Source organism: Streptomyces sp. NPDC043867, from assembly GCF_056435845.1.
Genome location: NZ_JBWKDS010000003.1, coordinates 43,036 through 61,413 on the forward strand (window position 1 = coordinate 43,036; position 18,378 = coordinate 61,413).

At 73.1% G+C, this 18,378-nt stretch carries 17 protein-coding genes and 2 pseudogenes; 10 read left to right on the plus strand and 9 right to left on the minus strand.

Annotated elements, in window-relative coordinates; translation table 11 throughout:
* Positions 1-77 precede the first annotated feature (77 nt).
* Positions 78-773 (minus strand): 4'-phosphopantetheinyl transferase family protein, encoded by a 696-nt coding sequence (locus AC069T_RS03685; protein ID WP_478781151.1) that lies wholly within the window; start codon positions 771-773, stop codon positions 78-80.
* A gap of 79 nt (positions 774-852) precedes the next feature.
* Entirely contained in the window at positions 853-1,104 is a 252-nt protein-coding gene (locus tag AC069T_RS03690) for an MbtH family protein (protein ID WP_358850596.1), read from the minus strand.
* A gap of 256 nt (positions 1,105-1,360) precedes the next feature.
* Here AC069T_RS03690 and AC069T_RS03695 point away from each other — a divergent pair, with 256 nt between their 5' ends.
* The 5 genes from AC069T_RS03695 (at position 1,361) to AC069T_RS03715 (ending at position 8,844) form a co-directional block, all read left to right on the plus strand.
* The gene (locus tag AC069T_RS03695; RefSeq protein ID WP_478781152.1) at positions 1,361-3,685 is read left to right on the plus strand and encodes a lantibiotic dehydratase; all 2,325 of its coding nucleotides are present in this window, start codon (positions 1,361-1,363) and stop codon (positions 3,683-3,685) included.
* Positions 3,685-5,172: an amino acid adenylation domain-containing protein gene (locus AC069T_RS03700; protein WP_478781153.1), complete on the plus strand. Its 1,488-nt coding sequence runs from the start codon at positions 3,685-3,687 to the stop codon at positions 5,170-5,172. The genes AC069T_RS03695 and AC069T_RS03700 overlap by 1 nt, the downstream gene beginning before the upstream one ends.
* Positions 5,169-6,233, plus strand: coding sequence for a threonine ammonia-lyase (locus AC069T_RS03705; protein ID WP_478781154.1), 1,065 nt, complete (start codon positions 5,169-5,171; stop codon positions 6,231-6,233). Before AC069T_RS03700 ends, AC069T_RS03705 begins: the two co-directional genes overlap by 4 nt.
* Entirely contained in the window at positions 6,230-6,493 is a 264-nt protein-coding gene (locus AC069T_RS03710; protein ID WP_358850592.1) for an acyl carrier protein, read from the plus strand. Before AC069T_RS03705 ends, AC069T_RS03710 begins: the two co-directional genes overlap by 4 nt.
* A gap of 62 nt (positions 6,494-6,555) precedes the next feature.
* Entirely contained in the window at positions 6,556-8,844 is a 2,289-nt protein-coding gene (locus AC069T_RS03715; protein ID WP_478781155.1) for a lantibiotic dehydratase, read from the plus strand.
* Positions 8,845-8,964: 120 nt separating this feature from the next.
* Here AC069T_RS03715 and AC069T_RS03720 read toward each other — a convergent pair whose 3' ends face one another.
* The 4 genes from AC069T_RS03720 to AC069T_RS03735 all read right to left on the minus strand — a co-directional run bounded on the left by AC069T_RS03720 (position 8,965) and on the right by AC069T_RS03735 (position 13,950).
* On the minus strand, positions 8,965-9,759 hold the full coding sequence (locus AC069T_RS03720; protein ID WP_478781156.1) for a phosphatase PAP2 family protein: 795 nt from the start codon (positions 9,757-9,759) through the stop codon (positions 8,965-8,967).
* Positions 9,760-10,713, minus strand: coding sequence for a YihY/virulence factor BrkB family protein (locus AC069T_RS03725; RefSeq protein WP_478781157.1), 954 nt, complete (start codon positions 10,711-10,713; stop codon positions 9,760-9,762).
* Complete coding sequence (locus AC069T_RS03730) at positions 10,713-12,455, minus strand: bifunctional phosphatase PAP2/diacylglycerol kinase family protein (protein ID WP_478781158.1); 1,743 nt, start codon at positions 12,453-12,455, stop codon at positions 10,713-10,715. The genes AC069T_RS03725 and AC069T_RS03730 overlap by 1 nt, the downstream gene beginning before the upstream one ends.
* A 259-nt stretch (positions 12,456-12,714) precedes the next feature.
* On the minus strand, positions 12,715-13,950 hold the full coding sequence (locus tag AC069T_RS03735; RefSeq protein ID WP_478781159.1) for a glycosyltransferase: 1,236 nt from the start codon (positions 13,948-13,950) through the stop codon (positions 12,715-12,717).
* A gap of 306 nt (positions 13,951-14,256) precedes the next feature.
* On the opposite strand from AC069T_RS03735, the gene AC069T_RS03740 reads away from it, so the two are divergent.
* Positions 14,257-15,429, plus strand: coding sequence for a glycosyltransferase (locus AC069T_RS03740; RefSeq protein ID WP_478781160.1), 1,173 nt, complete (start codon positions 14,257-14,259; stop codon positions 15,427-15,429).
* An 84-nt stretch (positions 15,430-15,513) separates the two neighbouring features.
* Here AC069T_RS03740 and AC069T_RS03745 read toward each other — a convergent pair whose 3' ends face one another.
* Both AC069T_RS03745 and AC069T_RS03750 read right to left on the minus strand, forming a co-directional pair.
* Entirely contained in the window at positions 15,514-16,062 is a 549-nt protein-coding gene (locus AC069T_RS03745) for an NUDIX domain-containing protein (protein ID WP_478781388.1), read from the minus strand.
* Positions 16,032-16,217, minus strand: a pseudogene (locus AC069T_RS03750) (dTMP kinase); the annotation flags it as partial. The gene AC069T_RS03745 and the pseudogene AC069T_RS03750, both read right to left, overlap by 31 nt.
* Here AC069T_RS03750 and AC069T_RS03755 point away from each other — a divergent pair.
* A pseudogene (locus AC069T_RS03755) lies at positions 16,216-16,533 on the plus strand (GNAT family N-acetyltransferase); the annotation flags it as partial. The pseudogenes AC069T_RS03750 and AC069T_RS03755 sit on opposite strands and share 2 nt — an antisense overlap.
* 22 nt (positions 16,534-16,555) lie before the next feature.
* Here the strand turns inward: AC069T_RS03755 and AC069T_RS03760 are convergent.
* Complete coding sequence (locus AC069T_RS03760) at positions 16,556-16,744, minus strand: hypothetical protein (protein ID WP_478781161.1); 189 nt, start codon at positions 16,742-16,744, stop codon at positions 16,556-16,558.
* A 223-nt stretch (positions 16,745-16,967) separates the two neighbouring features.
* Here AC069T_RS03760 and AC069T_RS03765 point away from each other — a divergent pair, with 223 nt between their 5' ends.
* The 3 genes from AC069T_RS03765 to AC069T_RS03775 all read left to right on the plus strand — a co-directional run bounded on the left by AC069T_RS03765 (position 16,968) and on the right by AC069T_RS03775 (position 18,308).
* A complete protein-coding gene (locus AC069T_RS03765; protein WP_478781162.1) occupies positions 16,968-17,564 on the plus strand; it encodes a hypothetical protein in 597 nt (198 codons plus the stop codon).
* Positions 17,551-17,934 carry a winged helix-turn-helix domain-containing protein gene (locus AC069T_RS03770; RefSeq protein WP_478781163.1) on the plus strand — a complete coding sequence of 128 codons (384 nt, stop codon included), beginning with the start codon at positions 17,551-17,553 and terminating at the stop codon, positions 17,932-17,934. The genes AC069T_RS03765 and AC069T_RS03770 overlap by 14 nt, the downstream gene beginning before the upstream one ends.
* A gap of 134 nt (positions 17,935-18,068) precedes the next feature.
* On the plus strand, positions 18,069-18,308 hold the full coding sequence (locus AC069T_RS03775; RefSeq protein WP_478781164.1) for a hypothetical protein: 240 nt from the start codon (positions 18,069-18,071) through the stop codon (positions 18,306-18,308).
* Positions 18,309-18,378 lie beyond the last annotated feature (70 nt).

Genomic DNA, 18,378 nt, shown 5'->3' on the forward strand with positions numbered 1-18,378 from the left:
ACTGGGCTTGTCGGGTGCTGGTTTGCCGACTCCCCCCCCCCCCCCCCCCCCCCCCCCCCCCCCTGCCGCGGGTGCCCTCACGGTGCCCGCAGGGCCACAGCCGCCCCGTACCCCGCGGGGACCAGGACGTCCCGCACGGTCCACTGCGGCGACGGAGCGGCCGGCCGCGGCCCGGTGCCCACGTAGTCGAGCGCCGGATCCCGCACCAGCCCGGTGCCCAGGCCCTTGAGGTAGGCCTCCTTGCGCACCCAGGCCCGGGTGAAGGCCGCCGGACGCGCGTGCGCGGGCAGCCGCGCCAGTTCCCGCGCCTCCGCCGGATGCAGCGCGGACTGCGCGCCGAGCACCGCCTGCGCGGTGGCCAGCCCCTCCACGTCGACACCGACCGGCGCCGGGGCGAGCGCCACCATCACGAGGTCCCCGCTGTGCGACAGGGAGAAGTGCACCCCGGCCGTACGCAGCGCCGGCCGGCCGTGCGGACCGCCGCAGCCGGCGCACGGTTCACGCATCAGCGGCAGCGCCTCGGCGCGGATGCCCAGCAGGACACTCAGCACACTGCGCAGCGCCGCGTGCGCGACCACATAGGCGTCGCGGTCCCGGTCGCGCCGGAACGCGCGCGCCCGCGCCCGTTCCTCCGCGTCCAGCAGTTCCCGCGCGCGCCGCAGCGCCCGCTCGTCCTGCGCCCCGACCTGGGCCAGGTACAGCTCCAGCGGTCCCCGCAGCGCCCGCGGGCCCGGCGGATACGTCCGGTCGGGCAGCGCGGACAGGTCCAGCACGGCCGGACACAGCCGTTCCGGTGGCGGTACCGCCGGAGGACCATGGGCCGGCCGCGACAGGAGCCGGCCCGGACGGCCCTCAGACATCTGCCCCGGCCAGCCGGCGGCGCAGACTGAGCGGGCGCATGTCCGTCCAGATCACGCCGATGTGGTCGAGGCACTCCTGCCGGCTGCCGCGCCGGCCCTCCGGGTACCAGCCGGCGGGCACCTCGCGGTCCGCCCGCCAGATCGAGTACTGCTCCTCGTCGTTGCGCACCACGAGGTACACCTCGTCGGTGCCGGGGCGGGGTGCCTCGCCGCCCGCGCCGGTCGCGGAGTTGGGTTGCGTCACGGTGAACCTCCCGCAGGTGATGGGGCCGGCCACAGGTCAGGGGCCGACGCTGCCAGCGTGCCCGGGCCCGCCGGCCGGGGTCAGGGACGAACGCGCCGTACCGGCGGCGTGCGTTGCTGCCGGATCTTCTCTGGTGAGCCACGGCCGCGGCGCGGGACCGTGCTCTCCGGCCGGGGCGCCCGGCATCCCGGCGGCGGCACCCGCCCGGCCGGGCAGAGGGACCCCCGCGCACCCCCCTTTCCGGAAGGAGCACGCGATGTCGGACGAGCACGCACCTGTCCTGCTGCCGGGCGGAGGCTGGCGGCTGTGGGACCAGTTCGCGCTGCGCGGCCCCGGCTTCCCCGCCGACGGCGTGCTGCGCCTGGCCCCGCCCGGACTGGCCGAGGCCGCCGACAAGTTCGGCCCCGGCACGGACCTGTCCGGGCCCGAGTGGCAGGCCTTCACCGAGGAACTGTCCGCCGCCGCCGTACACACCGCCCGGCACCTCCAGGAGGTGGCCGCCCAGCCCCGCTTCCAGGCGGCCCTCGCCTGGCAGAACCCCGCCGTCCTGCGGACCGGCATCGCCCCGTTCCTGCGCTGGACGCCGGGCGCGGACAGCCGCAGCAGCATGCCGCGCCAGCGCGAGGAACTGGTCGCGCACTACTGGCAGCGGTTCTGCGTGAAGAACGACACGATCGGCTTCTTCGGCCCCGTCGGCTGGGGCCGCTGGGACCTGTCCGCGCCGGACGCCGTCGCCGTGGACGCCGGCGACGGATTCCTCGCCGCGCAGGAGGTGTACTTCTCCGGCTGGGCCGTCGACGCCCTGGCCAAGGTGCTCGGCGAGGACCGCGAACTGATGCGCTGGATCCCGCCGCGCCGGGTGTCCTTCGTGCGCTGCGAGGACGGCGAGGTACGGGTCCCCGGACGCCCCGCACAGCCGGTCGGCGCACGCGAACTCGCCGTGCTGGAACGCTGCGACGGCACCCGGCACACGGCCGCCATCGCCGCCGAGCTGGGCCTGGACGCCGACGAGGTGGCCCACACGGTCGGCGAGCTGCTCACCCGGCGCTGGGTGCACTGGCGGCTGGAGGTGCCCGCGGCCACCCACCCCGACCGGGCCCTGCGCCGCATCCTGGAACGCGTCCCCGACCAGGCCGCCCGGGAACGGGCGCTGGACAGGCTCGCCGTCCTGGAACGCGGCCGGGACGCCGTACGCGCCGCCCGCTTCGACGCCGGCGCGCTGAGCGCCGCGATCGCCGCCCTGGAAGCCGACTTCGCCGCGCTCACCGACAGCGAGGCCCAGCGCGCCAAGGGCGAACGCACCGCCCCCTGCCGGGGCCTGGTGTACTCCGACGCACGCCGGTCGGCCACGGCCACGGCAGGCGCCGCACTGCTGGCACACCTGGAGCCCCTGCAACTGTGCCTGACCGCCGCCCGCTGGATGACGAACCGCTTCGCCGAAGCCGTCCGGGGCCGTCTGCACACCGTGTACGACCGCCTGCGCGCGAGCGGCGGACCGGTGGACCTCGGCACCCTGTGGCTGCACACCCTGCCCTCCCCGCACCCCGACGCCGGCGACCTGATCGACGCGGCCCAGGCCGAACTGCGCGCCAAGTGGGCCCGCATCCTTCACCTTCCGCCGGGCGCGCGCCGGGTACGGCTGAGCACGGGCGAACTCGCCGAACGGGTACGGCAGGAGTTCGACGAACCGGGCGACGGCTGGTCGCTGGCCCGGTACATCAGCCCCGACGTCCTGGTCATCGCCGAGGACGACGCCGCCCTGGCCCGCGGCGACGTCCGGCTCGTCCTCGGCGAGATGCACTGCGCGCTCAACACCATGGGCGCCTCCCTGTTCGTGCACCAGCACCCGGACCGCGACGAGCTGCTCGCCGAGACCACCCGCGACTTCCCCGGCCCGCGACTGCTGCCCACGCTGCCGAAGGAACTGCCGCTGAAGTGGTCCACACGCAGCCGGCCCTCGCTGGACCGTCCCGAGGACCACTACGTGACCCTGGTCGACCAGACCGGCGACCCGCACCGCCCCCGCACGGTGCTGAGCGCCGACGTCCTGGTGGAGGAGCGGGACGGCCGGCTGACCGCCGTGCTGCCCGACGGCACCGCCCACGACCTCCTCGACGTCTACGCCAACACCCTCACCCAGCGCGTCATGGACCGCTTCACCCTGCGCCCCGAGGGCGAACACACCCCGCGCATCACCATCGACCGCATGATCGTGGCCCGGGAGACCTGGCAACTGCCCGTCGCGGAGCTGGACTTCGCCGACGAGAAGACGGAGGCCGCCCGCTTCGTCCGGGCGCGGCACTGGCAGCAGCGGCACGAGCTGCCCCGGTTCGTGTTCGTCGTCTCCCCGACCGAACCCCGCCCCTTCTACGTCGACTTCGACAGCCCCGTGTACACGACGATCCTCGCCAAGGCGGCCCGCAGACTCGCGCGCAAGGACCCCGCGGCACGGCTGAAGGTCAGCGAGATGCTGCCCACCCCCGAGCAGGCCTGGCTCACCGACGACGAGGGCCGCCGCTACACCTCCGAGCTCCGCTTCGTGGCCGTCGACCAGACCGTCGCCGGCGTGGGGGAGGACTGATGCGCACGATCGCCGACGACATCGCCGCGCACGCCGCCCGGACCCCGGACCGCATCGCGCTGACCACCCCCGCCGGTGACGTGACGTACGCCCGCCTCGCCGCCCGCGTCGAGGAGCTCACCCGGCTCCTGCGGGCCCACGGCGCCCGGCCGGAGACGGTGTGCGCCGTCGCCGTCGAGCACGGCACCGACGCGGTCGCGGCCATGGCGGCGGTCCTGCGCTGCGGCGCCGCCTTCCTCACCCTGGACGTGGGACAGCCCCGGGACCGGCTGGCGGCCTTCGTGCGCAGCGCCGGCGCCCGCCTGCTGCTGACCACGTCCGCGCACGCCTCCCTCCTCGGCCAGGCCCTGCCCACCGTCCTGCTGGACCGCCCCGCACCCCCGAACGCCCCGCCGCCGCCCCCGGCCGACCCCCGCGCCCTCGCCTACGTCAGCCACACCTCCGGCAGCACCGGGGAACCCAGCGCCGTCCTGATCGAACACCGCTCCCTCGACGCCTACCTGCGCGACACCGCCCACGCGTTCGGCCTCGGCCCCGGCACGGTGGCCCTGCAGACGGCGCCCCTGGGCTACGACGCCTCGATCCGCGACACCTTCGTCCCACTGCTGGCCGGAGCACGACTGGTGATCGTGGACCGGGCCCGGCTGCTGCGCCCCGAGGAATTCGCCCGCACCGTCCGGGAGCACCGGGTGACGGCCCTGCTCAGCGTCACCCCTTCCTTCCTGTCGCACCTGGCCGGGGCGCCGGGACTCACCGATCCGCTGGCCGGGGTCGCCCTGGCCGCCTCCAGCGGCGAGTCACTGCGGCCCTTCCTCGCCGCCGGCGGGCGCCCGCTCGTACCCGGCAGGCTCGTCAACCAGTACGGCCCGACCGAGTGCACGATGACCACCACCCGCCACAGCGTGCCGGCCGAACCCGACCCGTCCGCCGACCTGGTGGGCGTGCCCCGGGCCGGCACCGTCCTGCGGATCCTGGACGCGGATCTCGCGCCGGTCGCCCACGGCACGGTGGGCGAGGTGTACATCGGGGGAGAGGGCCTGGCCCGCGGCTACGGCGGGCGCCCGGCCCGCACGGCCGAGTGCTTCGTCCCCGACCCCTTCGGCCCGCCCGGCGCCCGCCTCTACCGCACCGGTGACCTCGGCTGGTGGGACGAGCAAGGACTGCACTACGCAGGCCGCACCGACCGGCAGGTCAAGATCCGCGGCTACCGCGTCGACCCGGCCGAGGTGGAGGGCGCCCTGCTCTCCCACCCGGGGGTCACGGGCGCGGTGGTGACCTCCCACACCGACGACCGGGGGCGCGTCCACCTGCTCGCCCACGTCACCGGCGACCTGGCCGACATCACGGACGCGGCCCTGCGCGGTCACCTCGCCCGGTCGCTGCCGCCCCATCTGATGCCGCGCCGCTTCCAGCGCCTGGACACGCTGCCCACCACCCGCGGCGGCAAGGCGGACCGCCGCCGGCTGGCCGCAGGGAGCACCCGATGACCGCCACCGGTCTGCGCCCGGGCACCGGCGACACGCGCGCCGGCACCACCCGCCGGCACCTCGCCCCCCGCAGCCCCCAGGGACCCGGTCCCGCCGGCCTCGGCCCCGCGGACCTCGAAGCCGCCGCCGCCCGTATCGCCCCCCACATCGTCCGTACGCCCCTGCTGCGCGGCCCGGTGACGGCGGCGCACGGCTCGCGGCTCCTGCTGAAGGCCGAACACCTCCAGCTCGGCGGCTCGTTCAAGACGCGCGGCGCCGCCAACGCCGTCCTCGCCCTGGGCGCCGACCGGGTCGTCACCGGCTCCTCCGGAAACCACGGCATCGCCCTCGCCAGGCTCGCCCGCACCCTCGGCATCCGGCTGACCGTCGTCCTCGCGCAGGGCGCTTCCCCCGCCAAGGCCGCCGCGGTCCGGGCGCTGGGCGCCGAGACCCTCCAAGTGGGCGGCGGGGTGGCCGAGCGGGAGGAACGCGCCCGGGCGCTCGCGGAGGAAACCGGTGCCCTCCTCGTCCCCTCCTCGGACCACCCCCTGGTGGTCGCCGGGCAGGGCACGGCCGGAAGCGAACTGCTCGCCGACGCCCCCGGCACCGAGACCGTCTACGTCCCCACCGGCGGCGGCGGGCTCCTCGCCGGCGTGTGCCTCGCCGCCACCGGCCGCCCGGTCCGGGTGGTCGGCGTCGAACCCGCCCTCACCCCGCGCTACGCCCGCTCCCTGGCCACCGGCCGTCCCATCCGGCTGCCGCCCAGCACCACCGTCGCGGACGGGCTGCGCGGCCAGTGCCCCGGACACGTCCCCTTCCCCATCATCCGGGACCGCGTCGACGACCTGATCGCCGTCGGCGACGCCGAGATCCTCGCCGCCACCGCCCTGCTGCACCGGCACGGCGTCCACGCCGAACCCAGCGGAGCCGTCGCGCTGGCCGGGGCGCTGCGCGCCGGCCGCCGCGAACGGGCCGTGGCCATCGTCTCGGGCGGCAACACCGCCGCCCGCCTGCACGCCACCCATCCCGACCAGCACACCGACCCGTATCCCGCTGCCCGCACGAAGGAGCACACGCCATGACCTCGAACACCGCCACCGCCGCGACGTCCCTCACCACGGTCGACCTGCTCGTCGGCATCTTCCAGGACGTGCTCGGCCTGCCCGACCTCACCGCGGACACCGACTTCTACGAGGCGGGCGGCGACTCGCTCACCGCCTTCCAGATCACCGGCCGCCTCCAGGAGGCGATCGGCGCGGACGTCCCGGTCTCCCTGGTCTTCGCCTACCCCACACCGCTCGACCTGGCCGAGGTCGTCGACGCCGACTACGGCGCCGCCTGACCCCTTGCGCCGGACCAGCACGGGCAGGACCGTCCACCCACGCTCGCCAAGGAGAACGTGCCATGACCGAAGACTTCGTGCCGTCCCTCGGCCGCTGGCGGCTGTGGGAGCAGTTCGCCCTGCGGGGGCCGGGTTTCCCCGCCGACGGGGTCCTGCGCCTTGCACCGGCCGGACTGGCGGAGGCGGCCGACAAGTTCGCCGACGACGACCCTCTGGAGGGCGCCCGCTGGGCGGACTTCGCCCGGCTCTTCGCGGACGCCGCCGTGGAGAGCGCGCACACCTTGCAGGACATCGCCCGCATGCCCGCCTTCCGGGAGGCGGTGGCCTGGCAGAACCGGCCGGTCCTCACCTCCGGCATCGCCCCGTTCCTGCGCTGGACACCGGGCACGGACAGCCGCAGCAGCATGCCGCGCCAGCGCGAGGAACTGGTCGCGCACTACTGGCAGCGGTTCTGCGTGAAGAACGACACGATCGGCTTCTTCGGCCCCGTCGGCTGGGGCCGCTGGGACGCCGCGACGCCCGGCGCCGCCGTCGACGCGGGCTCCGGACTCATCGCCGGCTCCACCGTCTACTGGGCCAGTTGGGGCATCGACGCACTGGCGAAGACGCTGGACACCGACCCCGCCCTGCGGGAGTGGATCGCACCCCGGCGGGTGCCGTTCGTCGCACTGGACGGGGACCGCGTCCGGGTGCCCGGCCGCCGCCCGGTGACCGTGTCCGCCGACACGGCGGCCGTCCTGGCCCGCTGCGACGGCGTCCGGCCGGCCCGGCGCATCGCCGCCGAACTCCCGGACACCGACGTGCCCGCCGTCCTGGCCGATCTGGTCGCCCGCCGCTGGGTGGCGTGGCGGCTGGAGGTGCCCGCCGGCACCCACCCCGACCGGGCCCTGCGGGCCTGGCTCGAGTCCGTCGGCGCGCCAGAGCCGCGCAGCCGCGGGCTGGCCGCACTGGACCGGCTGGAGCGGGGCCGCGCGAAGGTGGCGGCGGCCCGTGACGTGGAGGCGCTGGTCGAGGCCATGACGGAACTGGAGCGGGACTTCACCGCCCTGACCGCCACGGCCGCCGTACGGGAGAAGTCCGCGTCGACGGCCCCCTGCCGGGCGCTGGTGTACTCCGACACCCGCCGGTCCGCCACCGCCCGCCTGGGCCCCGCCGTGCTCGACGCACTGCACCCGCTGCGGCTGCTCATGGACAGCGCCGCCTGGCTCACCGCACGGCTCGCGGCGACGGTGACGGCCGAGACGCGCCGCGTGTACGACCGGCTCGCCGCCGAGGGCGAGGTCGACCTGGCGTCCTTCTGGTTCGGGTGCCTGCCGGTCCTGCACGGCGCCGCCCGCACCACCGCCACCGAACTCCAGCGGGAGTTCGCCGCACGCTGGCAGCGCATCCTGGCCGTCCCCGAGGGCGCCCGCCGGGTGACCGTGGCGTCGGCGGACATCGAGGCACAGGTACGGGAGGCGTTCGAGAGCACCGGCGGCGGCTGGACGGCAGCCCGCTATCTGAGCCCGGACGTGATGATCGCCGCCGACGGAGCGCAGGCGGTGGCCCGCGGCGACTTCACCCTCGTCCTGGGCGAACTGCACCTCGCCGCCAACACGCTGGGCGCCTCCCTGTTCACCCACCAGCACCCGGACGCCGCCGAGTTGCTCCGCCTCACCGACCGCGACCACCCCGGCCCGCGCCTCATGCCCCTGATCCCCAAGGAGCACCGCTCGCGCCTGTCCGTCCGGGTCCGTCACACGCTCGTACGCCCCGAGGACCACCAGGTCGCCCTCGCCGACTTCACGGCGGACCCCGCCCGCCCCCGGGCCGTCCGCAGCGCCGACGCCACCGTCGAGGAACGCGACGGCCGGCTCCTCGTCCGGCTCCCGGACGGCTCCGCCTTCCCGGCCGTCGACGTCTTCTCCCACGTCCTGACCACCCTGGCGATGGACCTCTTCCAACTCCTGCCGCAGGCCGGCCACACGCCCCGGGTGACCCTCGACCGCATGGTGGTCGCCCGGGAGACCTGGCGGCTGCCCGCCACCGACGCGGGGTTCGCCGACGACAAGGACGAGGCCCGGCGCTTCGTCCGCGCCCGCCACTGGCGCACCCGGCTCGGCCTGCCGCGTCACGTCTTCGTCGTCCTGCCGACCGAGCCGCGGCCCTTCTACGTCGACTTCGACAGCCCCGTCTACGTCACCATCCTCGCCAAGGCGCTGCGCCGCCTGTCCCGCAGGGACCCGCAGGGCACGTTCACCATCACCGAGATGCTGCCCACACCGGAACAGACCTGGCTCACCGACGACGAGGGCCGCCGGTACACCGCGGAGGTGCGGTTCGTGGCCTTCGACGCGGAACACAACCCCTGAACCACGCACCCGCAACAACCGCTTGACGCGAAGGAGTTGAGGCTCACGAAACAATGGCGTGCGTGCGGCACGTACCTCCTTGGCCCTGTACGAGTCGCCGCGTGCGCGGTCCTGACCCGGTCAGTGCCTCGCGCGCAGGACGGGATCGGGCTCGGGGTGCGCGCCGGTCAGTTCGGGTTCCAGGCCGTCGGCCAGTTCGGTGGTGCGGCGGCCGATGTCGGCGCGCCACGCCTCGAAGGCCCAGGCGGTGAGGGCGACGACGGCGAGACCGAGCAGCCAGCCGCCGACCACGTCGCTGAACCAGTGCACGCCCAGCGCGACGCGGGTGAAGCCGACGCCGAGCACCGAGAGCACCGCCAGGCACCAGCACGCCACCCGCCAGGCGCGCGGCACCATGGGCAGCAGGACCAGCAGCAGGATCGCGAACGACGTGGTGGCGGTCATGGCGTGGCCCGAGGGGAACGAGAAGCCCGGGGCGTGCGCGACCGGGTCCTCCAGGCTGGGCCTGGCCCGCTCGACGACCACCTTGACGAGCAGCCCGATCAGCCCGCCGGCCACCGCCGTCACGGCGGACCAGGCCGCGAGCCGCCACGCCCTGCGGTGAAGCAGCCACAGGGTGAGCAGCGCGACCACGATGCGCAGGGTCACCGGGTCCCAGACCCAGTTCGACAGGAAACGCAGCGTGTCGGTCCAGGCGGGGTGCTCGAGCGCCGTCTCGTTCAGCCGCCGCGCCGCGCTCGTGTCCACCCGGCGCAGCGGCTCCCACTGCCCTTTGACCAGGACCAGCAGCAGGCCGAACGGCACCGCCGCGATCGCGGCCACGACAGCCGCGCCGAGCAGACGGACGCCGAACCTGCGGTCGGCCTCCCGGCGGCGACGCTCGCGGAAGGGACGCGTGGTGAACCGGAGGGGCATTCAGACTCCCGGGTCGGTGTGGATCGGACCGGGGCGCATGGCCCGCGCGGCTTCCAGCTGCGCGGAGAAGGACAGTCCGAGGAACAGGGCGATGGAGGTCAGGTAGGCCCACAGCAGCAGCGACATGAAGGCACTGAGCGGACCGTAGACGGTGTCGAAGGAGCCGCTGATCCCGAGGTAGAGACTCAGCAGCCAGGTGAGGGTCGTCCACAGCACCAGGTACACCGCGGCGCCGAAGGCCAGCCAGGTGTAGCCGGGCTGCCTGCGGCGGGGCGAGCGGCGGAAGATGGCGCTGGCCGAGATGAGCACGAGGACCAGGCCGAGGGGCCAGCGCAGGATGTTCCACGCGGTGAGCGTGCTGTCCTTGAGGTGGTACACCGTCACCGCCGCGGAGGCCAGGTCCGCCCCGGCCACCATCACGATGAAGCCCACGCCGAGCGGCAGGCCGGCGCTGACGGACATCACCAGGCCGCGCAGGTACTTGAGGTGGAAGGGCCGGTCGCGTTCGTTGCCGTAGATGCGGTTGGCGCCGCGCTCGATCTGGCACATCGCGGTGGTGGTGTTGACCAGGGAGAAGAGCAGACCGAACCAGAGAGCGATCTGCGCACCGTCGCCCGCGGTCCGCTTGCTGCGGTCCAGCGCGTCGTCGACCACCTCGGCGCTGGGGCCCTGGGCGATCCGGTGGATCGTCAGTTCGGTGAGCCTGCCGATGTTCTCGGTGTGCAGGGCGGTGGACAGCCCGACGAAGGCGATCGCCAGCGGGATCACCGACAGCACCGTCTGCAGGGCGAGCGCACGGGAGTGCGTGAAGCCGTCGGCGTAGCGGAAGCGGATGAAGGCGTCGCGCAGCAGCGGCCAGCGGCCGTAACGGCGCAGTGACACCAGCGCCTCGTCGGCGGAGAGTTCCTCGCCGGTCATGTCCCTGGTCTCGGGGACCTTGGTCGCCGTACCCATCACTTCTCCCCGGACGGCAGCAGCATCGTCAGCGCGCCCGGACGGACCTCGGCGGTCAGGCGCCGGCCGGGCGCGACCGGATCCCCGTCGAGTTCGCGGGACTGCACGGACTCGAAGGTGAGCTCGGCGCGCCGGAAGGTGAAGAACTCCACCGGTACGCCGGTGCCGGCGTCGGGAGCGGTGAGGGTGTCCACGGACGTGGGCCGGGGTGTTCTGGCGCCGCCCCGCAGCAGCGCTCCGAGGGCACGGATCCAGCCGCCGGGTCCGCGCGGGTCGAGGATCAGCAGGTCGAGCCGTCCGTCGTCGGGCCGGGCGGCGGGCACGAGCGTGAGGCCGCCCTGCACGGTGCCGACGTTGGCGAGGAGGACCATGCGGGCGGTACGGCGCAGGGCCGGGGCGCCGTCGAGCCGGACCGTCACGTGCATCCGGGGGGCGCGCAGCGTGGTGATGCCGGCCAGTACGTAGGCGGGCCAGCCCAGGAAGGACTTGGTGCGGTCGTCGGTGTTCTCCATGATCGCGGCGTCGAGTCCGGCGCCGGACATGGCGGCGAAGTGGGTGGCCTCAAGAGCGTCGCCCTCGATGCGGCCGAGGTCGATGGGGCGCACGCTCCCGCGCAGCGCGGCGTCGAGCGCGGCGGTGGGCGACAGCGGAAGGCCGAGGTTGCGGGCGAGCAGGTTGCCGGTGCCGCTGGGCACCAGGGCGAGGGGGACACCGCTGCCTGCCATGGCGTCGGCCGCCGCCCGCAGGGTGCCGTCCCCACCGCACACCACCACCAGTGCCGCGCCGTCGCGGACCGCGCGGGCGGCCTGGCCGCCTCCGGTGTCCTCGGCCGTGGTCGGGACGAACTCCGGTGCTCTGTGCCCGTGTTGCGCCAGCACGTCCCGCAGGGCGGCGCAGGCGCTCTCGTGGGTCACGGTGGGGTTGTAGACCACGACGGTGCGGCCGGGCGCCAGTTCACGGCGGACGGTGCCGGCGGCCGGAGCGGGGCGCGCCGAGGGGACGGCGGCCACCGTGCCCTCGGTGAACAGGGCACGGCCGACGATCAGCAGCGACAGGCTTCCGTTGACGAGGCCGCCCACGAGGTCGGTGGGGTGGTGCATGCCCCGGTAGAGGCGGGAGAGGGCCACCATCAGCGGCACGAGCAGCAGCAGCCCGCAGACGACCTTGCGCCAGGGACCACGGATGCGGGACAGGGCGAGCGCGGCCAGCCCGGCGTACAGCGCGGTGGCCGCTCCGGTGTGCCCCGAGGTGTAGCTGGAGGTGGGCGGGGACGCGTCGAGGCGGTCCACTTCGGGCCGGTGACGGTCCACCGACTCGGTGATGATGAGGAAGACCAGCGCCTGGAGCGAGACGCCGACGGCGAGGAAGACGGCCTGGCGCCACATCGGCAGACGGGGTATCAGGATCAGCGCCAGGCACGCCGCGAGCGTGATGGCGATGATCGTGAGGGTGTTGCCGGCCTCCGACGCGAACCACGAGAGGGTGGTGAGGGCACCGGTGCGGTGCTGCTCCAGTGCCTCGTTCAGGTCGTCCTCGGCGGTCATCGGCCACACGTCGCGCGCGGGGCCGGTGATCAGCAGTCCGATACCCACCATGAACGCGGCCTGGCAGAGCGTCAGCGCACCGATGCGCGCGGCGGTCCGGCCGGTGCCGCGAGGCAGGGCGGGGGTGCGGGCGGGCCTGGCGGGCCCGGGTGATTCACCGGGCAGGACGGTGGGTCTCTCCGGCACGGCGGTCGGCATCAGGACTCCCACGGATCGGCGCCTCGCGGCGTTCTTCTCGGCCGGGGGGTGTACCCTCCCGATCCACCGCCGTATGCCCGCGAAGTCGCCGCGCAGACCTCAGGATCGACCGCAGGCTCTCCATACCGCCATGCAAACCTGCCGATCAGCCACACATCCTTCACGCGGGCCGGTGCGTTCGGGCCGGTCCCGGCCGGCGCCCCGTCAGACAAAGAGGCGCAGCAGAGCGCGTGCCGGGGCGCCGACGTGTCCGTGCGCCTCACACGGACACGGACGGCCCTTCCCGGCCGGCTGCGTCGAGCAGCAGCTTCGCGGCCACCGTCGCCCCGTCGGTGCGGATCGTGCCGGCCACGTCCCGTGCCCGCGCCCGGGTCCCGGGCAGCAGGGCCGTGGTGAGCTCGGCCGACAGGGAGTCGAAGGTCGGCGTCAGGCCCTCGTGCGCCGCGCCGATGCCCAGCTCCGCCACCCGCCGCGCCCAGTACGGCTGGTCCGCGATCCGGGGGACCACCACCTGAGGCGCGCCCGCCCGGGCCGCCGTCGTCGTGGTGCCCGCGCCGCCGTGGTGCACCACGGCCGCCACCCGGCGGAACAGCGCCTGCTGGTTGACCTCGCCGACGACGAAGCAGTCGTCGGCGTCGTCGACCGGGGCCAGGCCCGCCCACCCGCGGGCGAGGAGTACCCGGCGGCCCTGCGCGCGGCCCGCTTCCGTGGCCACCCGGGCGATGCCCTGCGGGGCGTGCGCGGCCATGCTGCCGAAGCCCACGTACACCGGCGGTTCCCCCGCGTCCAGGAACGCCTCCAGCTCCGCCGGCAGCGGCCGGTCGTCGCGCAGGATCCACGCCCCGGTCTGCACGAGGTCCAGGTCCGTCATGCCCTGCGACGGACACAGCGTCGCGTCCGCCGCCAGCCACGGCCGGCCGGTGAAGACGTGGTCGCGGACGTTGTCCACCGGCGGCAGGCCGATCGCCGCCCGATGCCTGTTGAGCGCCTCGCCGTACAGCGCGTTCACCCGCTGGGCGTCCTGTTCCCACAGCGCCCGGTTGTCGGTCTCGTCCTGCGGGGACGGCGTGCCCGGCCGCCTCCCCGGAGGGAAGTGCCGCGACGGCAGGCCCAGCGTGTGGAAGCACGCGAGCACGTAGGGGATGCCCAGCTTCTCGGCCACGTCCCGCGCGCCGGCCGGCATCAGGCCGGTTGCCAGCAGCGCGTCACATCCCTCGGCCGCGGCGGTGAGCGTCTCGAACCGGGCCGCGACCAGCTCGGGGGCGAGCCGGAACGCGTCCTCGGCCGTCGGAGGCCTCGGTCCGGCGACCACCGAGCGCACCGACGGGCCCAGCGGCACCATCGGCACACCTGCACGCGCCAGCAGCGCCGCGAACTCCTCGTCCGGCGGCGCGCACACCCGCGCCTGCGCACCGAGTTCCCGCAGGGCCACCGCCAGCCCCGCCAGCGGCTCGACATCCCCCCGCGATCCCCACGTCGACAACAGCACACGCATGTCGCAACTCCGATTTCCGCAGGTCATGGCTTACGGCGCCGATTCTGCGGTACGACCCGGGCCTTGCCGCAAGCCCCCCGGTGCGCTATAAGTTGAGAGTGGCAAGGAGAGACATCTCCTTGCCTTTTCTTCTTTCCGTTCCCCCTGGGGCGCACAGCGTCCTCACGACACTGCGACCCGCCGCGTACGGCGGCGGTACGGGCGGGGACCCGCATCCGAGGTCACCATGAACATCCTCTTTCCGTGAAGAATCCGCCCGCTGTGACGCTCTTTCGCGGACCTCTTTCCGTGACGACAGGATGAAGAATGACCGAAGCGCATGACCCGACGTCTCTCCGCGAAATCTTCTTCGTCTCCAACAACGTGGACGAGACCGGGGGCGTCACCAGCTGGGTGCATCAGATGGCCCGCCTGTTCTCACAGCGGGGACACGCCGTTCATGTGATCGGCGTCGTTCCCGCTCCCGAGGACCAACGCGCTGATCTGGGTGAAAACCTGCCGTACGACACCGTCACGCTGTACGACGTCCACCCGGCCGCCGCTCCGGCCCGGCGCGGACCGGCAGCCACGCTCGATGTGCGCGAGCGGCGCCGCCGGGCCGTGCGGGAGGCGGGCATGCGCGAGCAGTCCGCCAAGCTCACCTCGCTGTTCCGTGAGGCCCGGCCCGGGGCCGTGGTCGTCGTCACGCAGGTCTGGGCCATGGAATGGGTGGCGCTCTCCGATACGTGCGGGCTGCCGGTCATCGGGATGAGTCACGAGTCGTTCGAGACGTGCCGCAAGTCCTCCCGCTTCCACCGGGTCAAGCGGTTCTACAAGGACGTGGACCGGATGCTGGCTCTCACCCGCGAGGACGCCGACCTGTGGATTCGCCAGGGCATGAACAATGCGGGCTGCATGCCGAACCCCCTTCCTTTCTTTCCCGAAGTCCCCTCCGGGCGGAGCGAACAGCGCGTGGTCAGCATCGGCCGGCTCCATGAGGAGAAAGGGGTGGACCTGCTTCTCGATTCCTGGGTCGAGATCGCCTCGGGCCATCCTTCCTGGACGCTGACGGTCTACGGCGCGGGCCCGGAGGAAGAAGCCCTGAAGAAGCAGGCGGCGCAGCTGGGAATCACCGCCTCGGTGGAATGGAAGGGCCGCACCGGCGACGTGCTGGGGGCGCTGCGCGAAAGCTCGGTCTTCGCGCTTCCGTCCCGGGGGGAGGGCTTTCCCCTGGCGCTCATGGAAGCAATGGCGACAGCCGTGCCGTGCGTGGCCTTCGACGTGAGTCCCGGAGTGCGGGAGATCATCAGGGACGGCGAGGACGGGCTCATCGCACCGGCAGGCAACACCCGTGTGTTCGCGCAGCATCTGGACAGGATGATCTGCGACCAGGACCTGCGTGACCGCATGGGGGATCAGGCGCGAAGAAGCATTCAACGATTCTCCCCGGACGAAGTGGTGAGCCGCTGGGAGTACCTTTTCGCCCTGCTGTACCGCTAGTAGGGCGCACCGGCGCCCGGCGGGTGCGCCCTACGAATGGCGGCTCCGGTCCCGCAGGTGCCGGGAGCCGCCTGTCCGGCCGGGCTACCCCCAGCCGTGCTCTGAAAATCCGTGGGCGTCCTTCAGGTACCCGAGGAGTCCTTCCTTCGGGTACTCGATGATGTCGGCGGGCAGGTCATGTTCGCTGAACCATTCCAGTCCGAGGCACTTCGCCGGCTCGCGGTTGACGGGCTCGCCGCTCCACCGGGTGGCCTCGAAGAAGAACCCGATCCGCTCCACGTTGTCGTTCTGCTGTTGGTGTACGACGTGCACCAACCGCAGGTCACGTGGGTCGACTGTGACGCCGGTTTCCTCCAGCAGCTCGCGTGCCGCATGTTCCCTGGGGGGGTTGTTGGCTTCGGGGTGGCTGTTGACGGTACCGACGGAGCGGGCAGTGCGTCGGCGATTGCGGACGCGGCCTCCGATGGAGTGGTTTTGCTGGTGTCGAGGACCAGCACGCGTACGTTCCTCGCCTCGAGGAGTCGAGCCGTTTCGACGTACAGCTCGACTTCCCGGCCGGGCAGGGCGGGGTCGAGGTGGAACCGGTGTCGGACGCCGCGCTTGGCTATCCGGTCTGCGATGCGTCCGGGCGATGCGGTCAGGATGACGGCCAGGTCGGGCGGTAGCACGTCGTCGTTGAGGGCGAGGAGGAAGTCCAGCGGTACCCCGTCGAGTTGCTGCAAGACGAGTGTGGAGGCGATGTAGCGGTCACAGATGACCGTGCCGCCGGCGGTGAGCGAAGGACGGATCGGATTCGGCCGCCTGGCCCTTGATCCTCACCAGCAGCGCGGAGCCACCCTCGGCTTCGCGCTGCGCCCTGACGTGTGGGGACAGGGCTACGGCGTCGAGACGGTGCGGCTCCTGCTCGCCTTCGGCTTCAACGACCTGCAACTGCACCGCATATGGGGCGCGCGATCCCCCCTCAATGAGGCATCCGCCAAGACCATGAGCGCCGCCGGAATAGTCGAAGAGGGCACCATCCGAGAGCACGTCCTGAAGGCGGGGCAGTGGCGGGACTCCGTCGTGCACGCCATCCTCGATCGCGAGTTCCAGCCCGGCCCCTGAGCCTTCGGGGACCGGGCTGAGGTCAGCCCGCGGTCTCTCGCGCGCCAGCTACGGCGGCATGGGCACGGCCGCCGTACAGCGGTACTTCATCGAGCGGGTCCCGAGTGCCGACGCCGTGGCGGCGGTCGTGGACGGTGTCGGCGGTGTGGCTGCCGTCTGTCCACCTGCCGACCTCGTTCCGTTCGGCGAGCGGAACGCCCCGCTCGGCCATGTCGGTTGGCGCTCCCCGGGGATCTGCCACCCGTTGGTCCACGCGTCCCCACACTCCACCCTCGTGCCAGCCTTGGCCGCTGCCCGCCCGGGTGTCCCGGGCCACGACTGCCTCCCGACGGAACTGCGGTGGCCCGCCAACCAGGTTTGCCGTGCAGACCAGTCGACAGGACGCCGCCTCGGGCGTAAGGTTTGCGTCACAAACTAGTTTGGGAGGGGCGAAAGTGGAACGCAGGAGTCTGGAGTCGGCGGCGGCGGTCTACTACTACCTGAGAGGCCTTCTCTCGATCCCGGTAGGCGCCATGATCATCTTCGCGGGGCTCGGCAACCTGGCCTGGGGCCCGCTTCGCCACACCTGGGTCTTCATGGGCTGCCTGCTGGTGGCAGCGGCGGCGTATCTGTTCATCACCCGCTACTACAACGAGAACTACGGGCGGGTCACCCTGTCCACAAGCGCCCAGACCAAGGGCGCCGCCGCCACCGCCGTCAGCGCGGTGGTGGTCGCCGGAGGGGTGCAGGCGGACTGGTCCCTCGACCTGCCGCTCAGCCTCACCGCGGTCTCCTTCGCCCTGATCATGGTGATCTACTACGCCGTCGGCGTAGGGCTGAGGGCCCACAACACGATCATCTGCGGCGCTCTCCTGGCAGCCGGCCTCGTACCCGTCTGGGGTGGTGCGGGAGCGGACAGCAAGGTCAATCTGGGCCTGGTCCTGGCGGGGGCGGCCACCATCGTGACGGGGATCTTCGACCATCGCGCCCTCGACCGCACCTTCGGGCCCTCCGAGGGGCTGACCGCCGGGAACAGCAATGCCCAAGCCTGAGATGCCGGGGTCCGAACCCGCGGAGTCCGAAATCTCCGGGCCCGTCATGCCGGGGTCCGGGAACGAGGAGTTGGTCCTCGACCGCCTGATCCACGAACCGGGCCGGCTGGCGATCCTGACGGTGCTGTCCTCCGTGAAAGCCGCCGATTTCGTCTTCCTCCAGCGCGCGACACGGCTCACCAAGGGGAATCTCTCCAGTCACCTGTCGAAGCTCGAGGAGACCGGCCTGGTCGAGATCGAGAAGACCTTCGTGCACAGGAAGCCGAAGACGAACGTCACGCTGACGGCGGTCGGGAGAGAGCGCACCGCCCGTCACTGGGACCAGCTGGAGCGCCTGAGGAACTTCTCCGGGGAATCCGTCCAGGAATAGGGTCTCTGTCCGGCCCACCGGAGAGACACGCCCCTCACAAGTACCGCGACCGCACCCGCCGCCCCCCTTCGCGTGACCCGGCGAGTAGCTTTGCAGCAGCCGGACTTGGGGGAACGATGGCCTTCGGTGAACTCTTGACGCTCTGGCTCCTCGGCATGGCAGTCCTGGGAGTGGCCGGTGCCGGGCTCGGTGGCTACGCCCTGATCTGCAACCGGGTGCCTGGACGACTGCTCGCCAGAACAGTACGCAACCCCAGACTGTGGGGAACCGGCGTGCTGTTCATGGTCTCCAGCCTGGCCTTCGTCTCGTGGACGCCGCTCATCATCGGGCTCGGCATCACTGTCACCGCACACACCGTCAAGCCCACCGGGTGACCCGGACCCGCCGCTCACGCGACGGCACCAGCGCCACCAGGCGGGTCGAAGAGACAGCCCCCGGGCGTCA

Coding starts and splice junctions, on each gene's coding strand:
- AC069T_RS03695 (WP_478781152.1), top strand. CDS start 1,361: ATGTCGGACGAGCACGCACCTGTCCTGCTGCCGGGCGGAGGCTGGCGG.
- AC069T_RS03700 (WP_478781153.1), top strand. CDS start 3,685: ATGCGCACGATCGCCGACGACATCGCCGCGCACGCCGCCCGGACCCCG.
- AC069T_RS03705 (WP_478781154.1), top strand. CDS start 5,169: ATGACCGCCACCGGTCTGCGCCCGGGCACCGGCGACACGCGCGCCGGC.
- AC069T_RS03710 (WP_358850592.1), top strand. CDS start 6,230: ATGACCTCGAACACCGCCACCGCCGCGACGTCCCTCACCACGGTCGAC.
- AC069T_RS03715 (WP_478781155.1), top strand. CDS start 6,556: ATGACCGAAGACTTCGTGCCGTCCCTCGGCCGCTGGCGGCTGTGGGAG.
- AC069T_RS03720 (WP_478781156.1), bottom strand. CDS start 9,759: ATGCCCCTCCGGTTCACCACGCGTCCCTTCCGCGAGCGTCGCCGCCGG.
- AC069T_RS03725 (WP_478781157.1), bottom strand. CDS start 10,713: ATGGGTACGGCGACCAAGGTCCCCGAGACCAGGGACATGACCGGCGAG.
- AC069T_RS03730 (WP_478781158.1), bottom strand. CDS start 12,455: ATGCCGACCGCCGTGCCGGAGAGACCCACCGTCCTGCCCGGTGAATCA.
- AC069T_RS03735 (WP_478781159.1), bottom strand. CDS start 13,950: ATGCGTGTGCTGTTGTCGACGTGGGGATCGCGGGGGGATGTCGAGCCG.
- AC069T_RS03740 (WP_478781160.1), top strand. CDS start 14,257: ATGACCGAAGCGCATGACCCGACGTCTCTCCGCGAAATCTTCTTCGTC.
- AC069T_RS03760 (WP_478781161.1), bottom strand. CDS start 16,744: ATGGCCGAGCGGGGCGTTCCGCTCGCCGAACGGAACGAGGTCGGCAGG.
- AC069T_RS03770 (WP_478781163.1), top strand. CDS start 17,551: ATGCCCAAGCCTGAGATGCCGGGGTCCGAACCCGCGGAGTCCGAAATC.